General features: G+C 69.0%; 11 protein-coding genes and 4 tRNA genes. 11 read left to right on the top strand and 4 right to left on the bottom strand.

The annotated features are described in order from the left end of the window. Positions 1–57 precede the first annotated feature (57 nt). Positions 58–606 carry a YceI family protein gene (locus B0I33_RS20700; protein ID WP_106180474.1) on the top strand — a complete coding sequence of 183 codons (549 nt, stop codon included), beginning with the start codon at positions 58–60 and terminating at the stop codon, positions 604–606. Positions 607–667: 61 nt separating this feature from the next. Here B0I33_RS20700 and B0I33_RS20705 read toward each other — a convergent pair whose 3' ends face one another. The 4 genes from B0I33_RS20705 to B0I33_RS20720 form a co-directional block, all read right to left on the bottom strand. Beyond that, a complete protein-coding gene (locus B0I33_RS20705; protein ID WP_281259448.1) occupies positions 668–1204 on the bottom strand; it encodes an HIT family protein in 537 nt (178 codons plus the stop codon). Positions 1205–1229: 25 nt separating this feature from the next. Then, positions 1230–3269: a threonine--tRNA ligase gene (thrS, locus tag B0I33_RS20710; RefSeq protein ID WP_106180476.1), complete on the bottom strand. Its 2040-nt coding sequence runs from the start codon at positions 3267–3269 to the stop codon at positions 1230–1232. Between the two features lie 77 nt (positions 3270–3346). Further along, positions 3347–4870: a sugar transferase gene (locus B0I33_RS20715; protein ID WP_106180477.1), complete on the bottom strand. Its 1524-nt coding sequence runs from the start codon at positions 4868–4870 to the stop codon at positions 3347–3349. Positions 4871–5310: 440 nt separating this feature from the next. Beyond that, positions 5311–5385, bottom strand: a tRNA-Val gene (locus tag B0I33_RS20720). A 414-nt stretch (positions 5386–5799) separates the two neighbouring features. Here B0I33_RS20720 and B0I33_RS20725 point away from each other — a divergent pair. From B0I33_RS20725 to B0I33_RS20770, 10 genes are all read left to right on the top strand, one after another. Then, positions 5800–6225: an SsgA family sporulation/cell division regulator gene (locus B0I33_RS20725; RefSeq protein ID WP_106180478.1), complete on the top strand. Its 426-nt coding sequence runs from the start codon at positions 5800–5802 to the stop codon at positions 6223–6225. Positions 6226–6337: 112 nt separating this feature from the next. Continuing rightward, positions 6338–6410, top strand: a tRNA-Gly gene (locus B0I33_RS20730). Positions 6411–6479: 69 nt separating this feature from the next. Continuing rightward, a tRNA-Cys gene (locus B0I33_RS20735) sits at positions 6480–6551 on the top strand. A gap of 1 nt (position 6552) precedes the next feature. Next, positions 6553–6627, top strand: a tRNA-Val gene (locus B0I33_RS20740). Between the two features lie 376 nt (positions 6628–7003). Next, positions 7004–8011: a LacI family DNA-binding transcriptional regulator gene (locus B0I33_RS20745; protein WP_281259451.1), complete on the top strand. Its 1008-nt coding sequence runs from the start codon at positions 7004–7006 to the stop codon at positions 8009–8011. Continuing rightward, entirely contained in the window at positions 8008–9351 is a 1344-nt protein-coding gene (locus B0I33_RS20750) for an extracellular solute-binding protein (RefSeq protein WP_106180480.1), read from the top strand. Before B0I33_RS20745 ends, B0I33_RS20750 begins: the two co-directional genes overlap by 4 nt. Before the next feature lie 21 nt (positions 9352–9372). Then, positions 9373–10356 (top strand): carbohydrate ABC transporter permease, encoded by a 984-nt coding sequence (locus B0I33_RS20755; protein ID WP_181193382.1) that lies wholly within the window; start codon positions 9373–9375, stop codon positions 10354–10356. Positions 10357–10358: 2 nt separating this feature from the next. Then, positions 10359–11249, top strand: a complete 891-nt coding sequence (locus B0I33_RS20760) for a carbohydrate ABC transporter permease (RefSeq protein WP_106180481.1) — start codon at positions 10359–10361, stop codon at positions 11247–11249. Between the two features lie 3 nt (positions 11250–11252). Further along, positions 11253–12764, top strand: coding sequence for an arabinosylfuranosidase ArfA (gene arfA / locus B0I33_RS20765; RefSeq protein WP_106180482.1), 1512 nt, complete (start codon positions 11253–11255; stop codon positions 12762–12764). A 499-nt stretch (positions 12765–13263) separates the two neighbouring features. Continuing rightward, positions 13264–14013, top strand: coding sequence for a nucleotidyltransferase domain-containing protein (locus B0I33_RS20770; protein WP_106180483.1), 750 nt, complete (start codon positions 13264–13266; stop codon positions 14011–14013). Positions 14014–14086 lie beyond the last annotated feature (73 nt).

Genomic DNA, 14086 nt, shown 5'->3' on the forward strand with positions numbered 1-14086 from the left:
CTTGGTTGAGCGCTCAACCATCGAGCGCGACCCCCGGATCTTGCAGGAGGAACGACCATGACGAGCGCAACCACCGAGATTCCCGGCTACGTCGCGGGTGCCTGGGCCATCGACCCCGTCCACTCCGACGTGACCTTCACCGTCCGGCACCTCGGGGTGTCCAAGGTGCGCGGGCGCTTCCGCGACGTCGAGGGCGAGATCGTGACCGGCGAGGACATCACCGGCTCCTCGGCGACCGCGACCATCCGCGCCGCGAGCTTCGACACCAACAACGAGCAGCGCGACGCCCACGTGAAGGGTTCCGACTTCCTCGACGTCGAGCGGTTCGAGACGCTCGGCTTCCGCTCCACCGGCATCCGCACCGACGGCGAGGACTACCTCATCGACGGCGAGCTGACCATTCACGGTGTCACCAGGCCCGTCACGCTCACCGCGGAGCTCGGTGGCTTCGGCCCCGGCCTGACCGAGGGCAGCAAGGTCATCGGTGTCTCGGCCACCACCGAGATCAGCCGGGGCGACTTCGAGGTCGGCGCCACCATCCCGACCGCCGTGGTCAGCGACAAGGTGAAGATCGACCTCAACATCGAGGCCGTCCTGCAGGCCTGAGCGCCGCGCGGAGGGTTCCTGAGTGGCTCGTTACTGGCGGGATTCGTCAGTAACGAGCCACTCAGGGCACGTGGTGCTCCCAGGCGTCGGCGAGCAGCGCGCGGGTGTCCCCCAGCAACTGCGGGAGCACCTTCGTGTGGCCGACCACCGGCATGAAGTTGGCATCGCCGCCCCACCGCGGCACCACGTGCTGGTGCAGGTGGGCCGCGATGCCGGCGCCGGCGATCACACCCTGGTTCATGCCGATGTTGAAGCCGTGCGCGCCCGACACCGACCGGATCACCCGCATCGCCCGCTGGGTGAACTCGGCCAGCTCCAGCGTCTCGGCCCGGTCCAGGTCCGGGTAGTCCGCGACGTGCCGGTACGGCACCACCATCAGGTGCCCCGGGTTGTACGGGTACAGGTTCAGCACCGCGTACACGGTCTCGCCGCGGGCGAGGATCAGCGCCTCGTCGTCCGCCATGCCGACGAGGCGGCAGAACGGGCAGCCCTTCGGCTCGTCGTCCTCCGGCTTGTTCTCACCCTGGACGTACGCCAGGCGGTGCGGGGTCCACAGGCGCTGCAGCGCGTCCGGGATACCCACCCCGTCCTGGCCCACGAGATCCGGGCCACCGTCCCCGCGATCATCCGCCAACGACGGCCCCCAGCGCCTCCGCGTCCGGCGAGGCGTTCTCCCTGCGCCCGATCCAGCCCGCGATGGCCTCCACCGCCTCTGCCACGGGCACCGAGTTCAGCTGGCTGCCGTCGCGGAACCGGAAGGAGACCGCGCCCGCCTCGACGTCCTTGCCGCCGGCCAGCAGCAGGAACGGCACCTTCTGCGTGGTGTGCGTGCGGATCTTCTTCTGCATCCGGTCGTCGCCGGTGTCCACCTCGACGCGGACCCCACGCCCTCGCAGCGCCTTCTCGACGCCGCGCAGGTGCTCGACGTGCTCGTCGGCGATCGGGATGCCCACCACCTGCACCGGCGAGAGCCACGCCGGGAACGCGCCCGCGTAGTGCTCGGTGAGCACGCCGAAGAACCGCTCGATGGAGCCGAACAGCGCCCGGTGGATGACCACCGGGGTCTGCCGCGAGCCGTCCGGCGCGGTGTACTCCAGCTCGAACCGCTTGGGGTGGTTGAAGTCCAGCTGGATGGTCGACATCTGCCAGGTACGGCCGATGGCGTCCCGCGCCTGCACCGAGATCTTCGGGCCGTAGTACGCGGCGCCGCCGGGGTCGGGAACCAGCTCGAGCCCGGACTCCCTGGCCGCCGCACGCAGGATCTCGGTCGCCTCTTCCCACTCCTGGTCCTCGCCGATGAACTTGCCGGACTCGCCGCGGGTGGACAGCTCCAGGTAGAAGTCGGAAAGGCCGTAGTCGGCCAGCAAGTCCAGCACGAACCGCAGCAGCGACCGCAGCTCGCCCGGCATCTGCTCCTTGGTGCAGTAGATGTGCGAGTCGTCCATGGTCAGCCCGCGCACCCGGGTCAGGCCGTGCACGACGCCGGACTTCTCGTACCGGTACACCGTCCCGAACTCGAACAGCCGCAGCGGCAGCTCCCGGTAGGACCGGCCGCGCGAGCGGAAGATCAGGTGGTGCATCGGGCAGTTCATCGCCTTGAGGTAGTAGTCCTCACCCTCGAACGGGATCGGCGGGAACATCGTGTCCGCGTAGTAGGGCAGGTGGCCGGAGGTGTGGAACAACCCGCTCTTGGTGATGTGCGGGGTGTTCACGAACTCGTAGCCGCCCTCCTCGTGCCGCCGGCGCGAGTAGTTCTCCAGTTCGCGCCGGATGATCCCGCCCTTCGGGTGGAACACCGGCAGCCCCGAGCCGATCTCCTCGGGGAAGGAGAACAGGTCGAGCTCGGCGCCGAGCCTGCGGTGATCGCGGCGCTCCGCCTCGGCCAGCATCTCCAGGTAGGCGTCCTGCGCCTCCGCCGACTCCCACGCGGTGCCGTAGATCCGCTGCAGCTGCGGGTTCTTCTCGTCCCCGCGCCAGTACGCCGCCGCGACCCGCATCAGCTTGAACGCGGGGATGTGCTTCGTGGTCGGCACGTGCGGGCCCCGGCACAGGTCGCTCCACACGCGCTCCCTGGTGCGCGGGTCCAGGTTGTCGTAGATGGTCAGCTCGCCCGCGCCGACCTCCATGACCTCGGAGGTGTCGACCGAGTCGCCCGCGGACTTCAGGTCCACCAGCTCGAGCTTGAACGGCTCGTCCGCCAGCTCCTCGCGGGCGGCCTCCACCGAGTCCACGACGCGCCGGGAGAACTGCTGCGAGCCCTTGATGATCTGCTTCATGCGCTTCTCCAGCGCCTGCAGGTCCTCGGGCGTGAACGGCTTGTCGACGGCGAAGTCGTAGTAGAAGCCGTCCCGCACCGGCGGCCCGATCCCCAGCTTGGCCTCGGGAAACTCCTGCTGCACCGCCTGGGCCAGCACGTGCGCCGCCGAGTGCCGGATCACGCTGCGGCCGTCCTCGGTGCCCGCCGCGACCGGCTCCACCTCCACGTCGGATTCCGGGGTCCAGGCGAGGTCGCGCAGCACGCCGTCGGAGTCCCGCACCACGACCACGGCCTCCGGCCCCTTGCCGGGCAGTCCCGCGGCGCGGATCGCCGCGCCCGCCGTAGTGCCGGCGGGTACCACCACGCGCTGCGAGGGCACGGCCGGGACTGACGACGATGGGGACACGGTGGACTCCTTGACACGTGAGCTTGCTTGCCGTGTCGATGCTATCCGCCGCCCGCCAGCGGCTTTCGTGCCGTCCTTCAGTAGGCGCCGCGTCCGTAGAGGACCGCGCGCACGGTCTTCCAGAGGATCGCCACGTCGAGCGCGAGCGACCAGTCCTCGACGTAGCGCAGGTCCAGCCGGACGCTCTCCTCCCACGACAGCTCGCTGCGGCCGCTCACCTGCCACAGGCCGGTCAGGCCCGGCTTCACCAGCAACCTGCGGTGCACCTCGGGGGCGTACTGGGCGGTCTCCTCCGGCAGCGGCGGGCGCGGGCCGACGAGCGACATCCGGCCGGAGACCACGTTGAACAGCTGGGGCAGCTCGTCGAGCGAGTAGCGCCGGAGCAGCGCGCCGACCCTGGTCACCCTCGGGTCGCTGCGCATCTTGAACAGCGGGCCGGCCCCCTCGTTGCCGCCGCGCAGCGCGTCCCGCACCCGGTCGGCGCCGACCACCATCGTGCGGAACTTGTACATGGTGAACGTGTCCCCGTCGCGGCCGACACGCCGCTGCCGATAGATCACCGGGCCGCCGTCCCCCACCCTGATCGCGGTGGCGATCAGCACCATGAGCGGCGCGGCCAGCAGGAGCAGCAGCGCGGCACCGATCCGGTCCACGATCTCCTTGACGTGGCGCTTGCCGCCGCTGAAGCTCGGAGCGGTGACCCGCAGCAGCGGCATGCCGAGGACCCCGCTGACGTTGAGCCGGGGGCCCGCGACCTCCATCAGCACGGGCGCCACGACGAGCTCGGCGCCGGTGCTCTCCAGGTCCCACGCCAGGCGCTGCAGCCTGCTGGGCGTCCAGTACTGGTCCGGGGTCACCGCGACGATCCGGTACCCGCCCCGGCGCACGTGCTCGGCGAGGTCGTCGAGCCGCCCGATGACCGGCACACCGCTCACCTCGCCGTGGTCGCCCGACCCCGCCGGGGTGCACACCGCCTCGACCCGCCAGCCGACGTGTGAGGCGACCCGGGTGCGCTCCACCAGGTCGGCGACGGTGCTGGGATGGCCGGCCGCCATCACGGGCAGCAGGCACTCGCCGCGGGCCCGTGCCCGGTGCAACAGCCTGCGCAGCAGGTACCGCTCGGGGAACAGGACGAGCGCGACGGCGGGCACCACGTAGAAGACCCAGGGCTGGACCTCCAGCGCTCCCGCGAGCAGCCCGCCGAAGGCCACGACCACGGCGGCGGCCAGCAACGCCCGGCCGAGCCTGCGGAACTCGTCGGTCGGCTCGGCCAGCACCCGGATGTCCCACGCCCTGCTGGCGAGCAGCGCGACCAGGACCGCGCCCAGCGTGCCGAGGGCGTGTGGCTCGTCCACGCGGCCGGGCCCGCCGATCAGCACGGTCGCGATGCCGATCACCACGAGGGCGCAGAGCACGTCGGTGAGCACCACCCAGGCGCGGTACCGCCGTTCCCAGGCCATGGCCGGGCGCACCGGTGCGGCGCCGTCCCGGCCGCCGACGACACGGAGGGAGCGGGCCGGACGGCCGGTCCCCAGGCGGAGGTCGATGGGTGGCAGGTCCTCCCCCGGCGGGGGTGAGGACGGCCGCATCGACTCTTCCATGGAGCCTCCCGCGTCAACGTGGTGTGGGACGTATCCGGACGCGGGCGGCGAACCGAACTCGACTCCACAGAGTAATCAGTTGCGATGCACAGTCGGTAACCGATCGGGGAATTCCTGCGGTGGTATCGGTCACGCTCGGCACCGCGTTACAGGAGGCAATGCGGCTACCCGCCCTCCAGAGGCGGATCCACCGGGTTACTTCATAACGAGAATGTCACGATGCGTGATCGACGCAAGCCAGCAACCACTACCTTGTGTAATCAGTGGAAGCATGACTACGGCAAGCGGGTTACCGGCCGGGTCATGATCGGCTCGGGAGTACCGCCGACCGCGTGACGTGTCTCACGCCGGGGCACGGAGTCGCCGGTCGCGGCGGTTGAACAAGGGAGAAACAGGGAAAAACGAAAAGGCCCGGCGACTGCCGGGCCTGACCGTGAACGTGGTGGGCGATACTGGGATCGAACCAGTGACCTCTTCGGTGTGAACGAAGCGCTCTCCCGCTGAGCTAATCGCCCGTGGCGTTGTGAGAACAGACTGTACCGGACGCCTTTCGCCCGCCTGCAAACGGGTGGTTCGAAACCGGGCACGGTCCGCATACGTGCAGGCACGCAGTGGAGAACAACGAGCTAGACGAGGCTCTGCCGGGGCCCGCGCGGCGCCGGGGGACGGCCAGGGGACGGAGGTCACCTCGGACATTCCCGCGACGGTCCTATCGCGCACGCGCCAAACCGAGCAGTATGTACCGCGTGGACGATCAGCACGGTCGCGCGCGGAGGCCGGCGAACCGAGGACGATGATGAGACGTACGGGTGAGCAACGGGCACTCGTCAGGGTGATATCGCGGGAAACCGCGAGCGAGCAGGCACCCGGGCACGTCTCAGTGTCGGACTCGGCCAACCCGGCCGGGAAGGGAGCAGAAGGGTAAGACGATGCGAAACGATCACGTGACGCTCCGGTCCACGGCGGTGTTCGACCTGCTGGCGCCCAGGACACCGGCCGTTCCGGTGAAGGTGGAGCTGCGCTACGACACGCGCGACCCGTACGCGGTGGTGGCCGCCTTCCGCACCGGCCGCGCGGGCTGGGTCGAGTGGGTCTACGCCCGCGACCTGCTCGCCGACGGCCTGCTCGCGGAGGCGGGCGACGGCGACGTGCGGATCCGGCCTTCGGTGGAGGACCCCGAGTCGGTGCTGATCGAGCTGAACTCCCCGTCGGGCCACGCGATGTTCGAGGCCTCGGCGCAGGAGCTGGCCGACTTCCTCGACCGGACCTACGACGTCGTGCTGCCGGGCAACGAGCACCTGTGGGTCGACGTGGACGACGCGCTGACCCGCCTCATCCCGCACGATCTGAGCTGATGAGCGGCAGGGCGGACCGAGAGGCACCCCCCGTGCACGCGCCGTCTTCTCGGTCCGATACAGTTCTCCCACACACAACGACAACGGGCCGCGAGGCACGGGGTCGCGGAATGCGGACGTAGCGCAGTTGGTAGCGCATCACCTTGCCAAGGTGAGGGTCGCGGGTTCGAGTCCCGTCGTCCGCTCGACTGCGGCGGCACCCCCGCAGTTGGATCGGGTGCCGAGAGGCGACTCTCGGAGTCCGGATCCGCTACGGCGGAGTGGCCGAGTGGTTCAGGCAAGGGCCTGCAAAGCCCTGTACACGGGTTCGATTCCCGTCTCCGCCTCGCGCGATTAGCTCAGCGGGAGAGCGCTACCTTGACACGGTAGAGGTCACTGGTTCGATCCCAGTATCGCGCACCACCCTGGTTTCCAGGTCAACCCCCGTCGGTGGTCACCACCGGCGGGGGTTTCGTCATTCCTGGGAGTACACGAGAGCAGTGGATCTTGTCTTACTGTTCACGGCATCGGTGTTCGATCCGGTCGCCTGGAATGGTCTGGACCACATCGCTGAGTGACACGTACTCCTGGCTCTCCGGACAAGGTCCGGCTCGCCTGCGCGCCGGCTTCCGGCCTCACCGTGCCGCACATCCGACGCGGCTGCCCACGGCACTGCGTGAATCGGGTGGCTTCCGCGGTCGGCCGGCGGGGAAGGATCAGCCGGTGCTTGACACGCGACATCGGTCGGGACCAGAGTTAGGCGAACGTTCGCTTTCACTGGGGAGGGCCGGCCGTGTACGTGTCGCTCAAGGATGTCGCGGCGCGATCAGGCGTGAGCTTTCAGACGGCGAGCAAGGTGCTCAACGGCCGCTCCGGGGTGGTCTCACCCAGCACCCGGGAGCGCATTCTGCGAGCCGCCGCCGAGCTCGGCTACGTGCCCAACGCGATGGCCCGTGGTCTGGTACGGCAGGCGTCCGTCACGGTCGGAGTGCTCGCGGATGACTTCTCCGATCTCGCCGTCTCGCAGTTCGTGCTGGCCGCACAGCGCGCCGCGGCCAGTCGTGGCCACGGGGCACTCATCAGCAGTGTGCACGCCGACGTCGACGCCGAACTGGCCGTTCGGAAACTGTTGGAGTACCGGGTCGACGGCATCCTCGTAGCGGCACCGTCGTTGGAGGATGACCCGAGGCTCGGCGACGCACTGCGCGGTCCGTTGCCCGTGGTGAGCATCAATCGGATTCATGGCGGCGGTGTGCCGACGATCGGGTCCGACCACGCGGTCACCGGGGCTCTGGCAGCTGAGCATCTGCTCGGCCTCGGCCACCGGCGGATCGGCACGGTCACCGGCCCCCGCCGAAGGCAGGTGACGCAGCGCCGGATGCGGGGATTCCGGGAGGCGCTGCGTGCCGCCGGCCGGCCGCTGCCCGAACGGCGGGTCGTCGAGGCGGACTGGACCTACGACGGCGGCTGGGCCGCGACCCACCAGCTGCTGGACGCCGATCCGACGGTCACGGCCGTCTTCGTGCACAACGACGTCATGGCCATGGGTGCGCTCAAGGCGCTGCACGAGCGCGGCCTGCGGCTACCCGCCGACTGTTCCGTGGTGGGCTGCGACGACCTGTCCTTCACCGGATACCTGGTCCCGCCGTTGACCACTGTGCGAATCCCGTTCCAGGAGACCGGCGAACGTGCGGCGACCCTGCTCCTGGACCGCATTGCCGGGCAGGACATTCCCGCACGCGACCTGCTGCCCGTCGAACTCGTCGTCCGTGAGTCAACCACGTCCCCTAAGGACGGTGAAGAATGACCGGTCCTCCCCCACCCCGATCCGCGCTGACCCGGCGCGGCCTGCTCCGCGCCAGCCTGCTGGGGGCCGGTGCGGCGGCCCTCACCGGCTGTTCCTCGGTCAGCGCCGGGCTGCTCAGCACGCCCCCCGACCCCCGCTCGGTCGCGTACTGGAATCTCTTCGGCGGCGGCGACGGTGTTCGCATGCGGCAGATGGAGAACGGGTACCGCAAGGCGAATCCGAACATCGCGCTGCGGTCGGTCACCCTGACGTGGGGCAATCCTTACTACACGAAACTGGCGCTTTCCACCGTCGGTGACCGGCCGCCCGACGTCGCGGCGTCGCACCTGACCCGGATGAAGACGCTGGTACAGGGCAACCTGCTGCAGGAGTTGCACCCCGAGGATCTGGAACGGCACGGCATCACGGCCGAGAAGTTCACTTCCCGGGCATGGGAGGCGAGCCTGGTCGACGGGAAGATCTACGCGATCCCGATCGACACCCACCCGTTCGTGCTGTACTACAACACCGACATCTGCGCGCGAGCCGGCCTGCTCGACGCCGACGGCGATCTCAAGCCGATCGAGGGCCCGGACGCGTTCCAGGACGCCCTGAGCAAGGCCAAGCAGGTCACCGGACAGTACGGCGCGACGCACGGCATCACCTCACCTTCCTCCCCGCCATGGCAGCTGTTCCAGACCCTGTACGCCCAACTGGGCGGCGAGGTACTGGCCGACGACGGCGCCCGGATCGTGCTCGACGACGCCAAGGCGAAGCAGGTGCTCGACTATCTGCGCATGCTCACCGTCGAGAAACGACTCATGCCGGGCAGCGTGGACTATCAGGGCGCGATCGCGCTGTTCGCCAGCGGTGCGGCCGGGTTCCATCTCAACGGCGGATGGGAGATCACCACGTTCCAGGAGGCCAAGATGCCGTTCAGCATGGCCTTGGTGCCGAACATCTTCGGTGGTCCGTACAAGGTGCAGGCCGACTCGCACACCCTCGTGCTACCGGTGCGGCCCGAGAAGGACCGGGCCGCGCTCGACCGTGCACTCGGCTTCGTCCGTTCGATGCTCGACCAGAGCCTCACCTGGGCGAAGGGCGGTCACGTGCCGACGTGGCTGCCGGTCGCCAACGGCGAGGCGTACCAGACGCTCACTCCGCAGTCCCAGTACGCGGCGGCAGCCGCCTCCGCTGTCTATGACCCGCCTGCCTGGTACTCCGGCTCGGGGTCGAACTTCGTGAACATCATGGGCTCGGCCGTCGGCGCCGTCGAGGCCGGCGACCTGTCTCCAGCGGACGCGATCGCGCAGATCCGTTCGAAGCTGGCGGTCCTGGCCGCGACCGCGTCTCCGGTATGACCCCGCACGAGGAGGTTGGCTGTGGCCAGCACCGAAGTCACCGGCCAGGCCGGAACAGTCGCACCGGCGAGGACGGAATCGCACACCACTCGCTCCGGGCGTTCGCCCAGCGGCGCGGAGCGGGAGAGACGGTGGTCCGGGCACGGAAAACCCGCGCTGCTGTTTCTCGCCCCGTTCCTCCTGCTGTACCTGCTGTTCATCATCGGGCCGGCCATCTACGGCCTGGTGATGAGCTTCTTCCACACCAGCATGGTCAACCCTGGCCTCGGCGAGTTCGCCGGCTTCGGCAACTACGCCGAGGTCCTTTCCAGCAGTGACTTCTGGGCGTCGCTGTGGCACACGATCTGGTTCACGATCCTCACCACACCGCCGCTCATCGTGCTCGCCCTGGTGTTCGCCCTGCTCGCCGAGCGGGCCCGCCGAGGACGGTGGTTCTTCCGCCTCGCGTTCTTCCTGCCCTACATCCTGCCGTCAGCGGTCGTCGCGCTGATCTGGATCTGGATGTACACGCCGGAGCTCGGCTTGCTCAGCCGCGCGGTGACGTCGCTGGGTTTCGCCGAACCCGACTGGCTCGGCGATCCCGACTTCGCGATGGTGTCACTGGCCGTCACCACCGTGTGGTGGACGCTCGGCTTCAACTTCGTACTGTACCTCGCTGGCCTGCAGGAGGTCCCGCGTGAGCTGTACGAGGCCTCGGCCATCGACGGCGCCGGACCGTGGCAGCAGATCCGCCTGATCACCGTGCCGCTGCTGGCCCGCACCACCTCGCTGGTGGTGGTCCTGCAGATCATCGCATCGCTGAAGGTGTTCGACCAGATGTACATCATGACTCAGGGCGGTCCGAACTTCGCGACCCGCTCCGTCCTGCAGTACATCTTCGACATTGGTTTCACCGACTTCCGCAGCGGCGCCGCCGCGGCCGCGTCCACGTTGTTCTTCATCGTGGTGCTCGCGGTGTCGGCCTTCTGGCTTGTCATGACCCGCCGTCAGGAACCGGAGCTCTAGACATGGCGATCCTCGCGAACAAGGACGTCCAGCCGCTGACTGCCGCGCAGGCACGACACCACGCCGCCACCGCCGACCGTCGCACGCGCCTGTTCAACCGGTGTTGCACCGGGGTGCTCATCGCGTTCGCTCTCCTGTGGCTCGTGCCGTTGGCCTGGGCCCTTGATACGTCCCTCAAACCCAACGGCGAGACCGTCAACCCGACCTGGGTCATCGAGAACCCCACTCTCGCGTCGTTCCAAACACTGCTCGCCCAAGGTGACATCATCAACTGGTACGCCGCGAGCTTCATCATCTCGGCACTATCGGCGGCCGGGACCGTGGTCACCGCCAGCTTGGCCGCCTACGCGCTGTCCCGCATGCGGTTCCGGTACCGCTGGCTGACGTTCTGGATCATTCTGATGGGCATCATGGTTCCCCGCCAGGTGCTGGTCGTGCCCCAGTTTCAGGAGCTCGGAAGCATCAACCTGTTGAACACGTACTGGGCGGTGATCCTGCCGGCGATCCCGATCGCGATCGCGGTGTTCGTCTTCAAGCAGTTCTTCGACGGGATCCCGAAAGAGCTCGACGAGGCGGCGCGTATCGACGGGGCGGGCTTCTTCCACATCTACCGGCGGATCGTGCTGCCTCTCGCACGTCCGGCCGTGTCGGCGGTGACGATCTTCAGCTTTGTCTGGGCGTGGAACGACCTTCTGTGGCCGCTTATCGCGCTCAGCAACCCGGAGATCATGACGATCCCGGTCGGTCTCGCGACCGTGCAGGGCACGTACGGGATCCGCTACGCCGACACGATGGCCTCGGCCATCCTCGGCGCACTGCCGCTGGTGCTGGTGTTCCTGCTGTTCCAGCGCCGCATCGTGGAAGGAATCGCAGGCACCGGCCTGAAGGGATGACAGATGCAGCGCGCGTCCTTGACCATCGACCTCGCGTTCCGTATCGCCGACGTGGACCCTCGCCTCTACGGGTCCTTTGTGGAACATATGGGCCGGTGTGTCTACACCGGTATCTATGAACCGCACCACGCCACCGCGGACGGCGACGGGTTCCGTGGCGACGTCGCCGAGCTGGTCAGGGAACTCGCCCCGCCGATCCTGAGGTACCCGGGTGGGAACTTCGTGTCCGGCTACACCTGGGAGGACGGCATCGGCGCTCGGGAGAACCGGCCAAGAAGGCTCGACCTCGCCTGGCGCTCGTACGAGACCAACTACGTGGGCGTCGACGAGTTCACGAGGTGGGCCCGCCGGATGGGGAGTGAGCCCCTGATGGCGGTCAATCTCGGCACCCGCGGTATCGACGCGGCATGCAACCTCCTCGAGTACGCCAACCACCCGGGTGGCACCTACTGGTCCGACCTGCGCCGCCGCAACGGAACCGCCGAGCCGCACGGCATCAGGCTGTGGTGCCTGGGCAACGAGATGGACGGGCCGTGGCAGATCGGCCGCAAGACCGCGGAGGAGTACGCGCGGCTGGCGGCCGAGACAGCGAAGGCGATGCGGCGGGTCGACCCTTCGATCGAGCTGGTCGCCTGTGGCAGCTCGCACCAGCGGATGCCGACGTTCGGCACCTGGGAGGCGACCGTGCTCCGCGAGACCTACGATCTGGTCGACTACGTCTCCCTGCACAGCTACTACGAACAGCGTGGTGACGACAGGGCCAGCTTCCTCGCCAGCGCGGCCAACATGGACCGGTTCATCGAGTCCGTCGTCGCCACCTGCGACCATGTACGTGGCCTGCTGCAGCGCACGAAGCGCATCAATCTGTCGTTCGACGAGTGGAACGTCTGGTATCAAAGCAAGTTCTCCGGTGAGGAGGCTCTCGACTGGGCCGAGCACCCGCGCCTCATCGAGCAGGAGTACTCGATGGTCGACGCGGTCGTGGTCGGCAGCCTGCTGATCTCCCTGCTGCGTCACGCCGACCGGGTGAAGATCGCCTGTCTCGCCCAGCTCGTCAACGTCATCGCGCCGATCCGGTCCGAACCAGGTGGCCCGGCCTGGCGGCAGACCACCTACTACCCGTACGCGTTGACGTCGCGCCATGGGCGAGGCAGCGTCCTGCGGGTCGAACCTGCCGGGCCCACCTACGAGACTTCGTGGATGGGTGAAGTTCCCGTCATGGACGCAACGGCCGTCCACGATGAGGAAACCGGCACGGTCACGCTGTTCGCGGTCAACCGCGACCAGCACCAGCCACTGGCACTCAGCGTCGACGTACGGTCTCTGCCGAACCTGGAGATCGGCGAGCACAGAGCACTGTTCGACGACGACCCCGATGCGACGAACACCGCCGACCGGCCCGACCGGGTCACCCCGACCCGGCTGGCCGACGTGCAGGTCACCGACGGAACGGTCACCGTCGTGCTACCGGCCCTGTCCTGGAACATGGTGAGCTTCGCCCCTGAAGCCTCATGATCCGTCGGTCCCAGCACGAGCGGCGTCCCACCCGAGCCGGTACGGGGCCGCGTGAGCCGCACCCCTCGCGCTTGCGCGAGGAGCCGTTCGAGGCTGTCACCCTAGGGAGTTCATGCCCCGCGGCCACAACGCGGGAGTCCGCCGCAGCGGCGCGGCCGACGCGGGCAGCCCGGCAACCCGGCACGATGCGCGCTGATCGAGGCGAGCGTCTCGCGCCGCCGGGACGTCGCCGAGCGGCATTGCTGACACACCGGATCACTGTCCATCAGCGTTGACGACCGCGTCCGCGGGGGCGGGGATCACCCGCGGCCACGCCGGTCCATACCGGCGGCACCCAGGCCGGGGTGGAGCACGCCGGAGTCGTAGGATCTCTTCCGTGAAGTGACAACACGGCTTCCGCGCACCGACCCGCACGACGCTGTCCGAGCCCCTGCTCCCGCGTCGGTGCGGCGTCGGCCGCGTCCTTATTCACCGTCCACTTCGCCTGATCGGATCACTGATGACCGACGAGACGTTCCTCCGCCATGTCGCCGACCGGTTGGCCGCGTTGCCTGCCGTGCACGCCGTCACCCTCGGCGGGTCGCGTGCTCAGGGCACCCACACCCCCGACAGCGACTGGGACTTCGCCGTCTACTACCGCGAGGGTTTCGACCCCGCGCACCTGCGCGCGATCGGCTGGGACGGCGAGGTGTCCGAGGTCGGCGGCTGGGGCGGCGGTGTCTTCAACGGTGGCGCCTGGCTCACGATCGACGGCCGGCACGTCGACGTCCACTACCGCGACCTCGACACCGTGGAGCACGAGCTCGCCGAGGCCCGGCAAGGCCGCTTCCGCTGGGAACCGCTGATGTTCCACCTCGCGGGCATCCCCAGCTACCTGGTGGTCGCCGAACTCGCCGTCAACCGGGTGCTGCACGGCGACCTGCCCCGCCCTGCCTACCCGGAGGCGCTGCGCGAGTCGGCCCCACCGGTGTGGCACGGCCGGGCGGCCCTGACCCTGCACTACGCCCGGGGCGCGTACGCCCCGCGCGGGCAGGCCACCGAGGTCGCGGGCGCGCTCGCCACCGCCGCCATGCAGACAGCGCACGCGGTGCTGGCAGCCCGTGGTGAGTGGGCCACCAACGAGAAGAGGCTGCTGCGGCGGGCGGGTCTGCGCGACGTCGACGCGATCACCGCCGGGCTGAGGCCGGAACCCGGGGCCCTCCACCGGGCGGTCACCGAGGCGGAAGCGCTGTTCCAGGCCGCAGCCTGAACCGGCGGAGCCGAGGGGACCGCCCGCTGTCTCCCCTTCCGGCTCCGGTATCGCGCACGGGAGCCCCCCCCCG

Origin of the sequence: Prauserella shujinwangii (assembly GCF_003001955.1) — a bacterium.
GTDB lineage: Bacteria > Actinomycetota > Actinomycetes > Mycobacteriales > Pseudonocardiaceae > Qaidamihabitans > Qaidamihabitans shujinwangii.

Excerpts from the sequence above, each read along its gene's own strand:
- B0I33_RS20700 (WP_106180474.1), top strand. The coding sequence starts at position 58 with ATGACGAGCGCAACCACCGAGATTCCCGGCTACGTCGCGGGTGCCTGG.
- B0I33_RS20715 (WP_106180477.1), bottom strand. The coding sequence starts at position 4,870 with ATGGAAGAGTCGATGCGGCCGTCCTCACCCCCGCCGGGGGAGGACCTG.
- B0I33_RS20725 (WP_106180478.1), top strand. The coding sequence starts at position 5,800 with ATGCGAAACGATCACGTGACGCTCCGGTCCACGGCGGTGTTCGACCTG.
- B0I33_RS20750 (WP_106180480.1), top strand. The coding sequence starts at position 8,008 with ATGACCGGTCCTCCCCCACCCCGATCCGCGCTGACCCGGCGCGGCCTG.
- B0I33_RS20760 (WP_106180481.1), top strand. The coding sequence starts at position 10,359 with ATGGCGATCCTCGCGAACAAGGACGTCCAGCCGCTGACTGCCGCGCAG.
- arfA (WP_106180482.1), top strand. The coding sequence starts at position 11,253 with ATGCAGCGCGCGTCCTTGACCATCGACCTCGCGTTCCGTATCGCCGAC.
- B0I33_RS20770 (WP_106180483.1), top strand. The coding sequence starts at position 13,264 with ATGACCGACGAGACGTTCCTCCGCCATGTCGCCGACCGGTTGGCCGCG.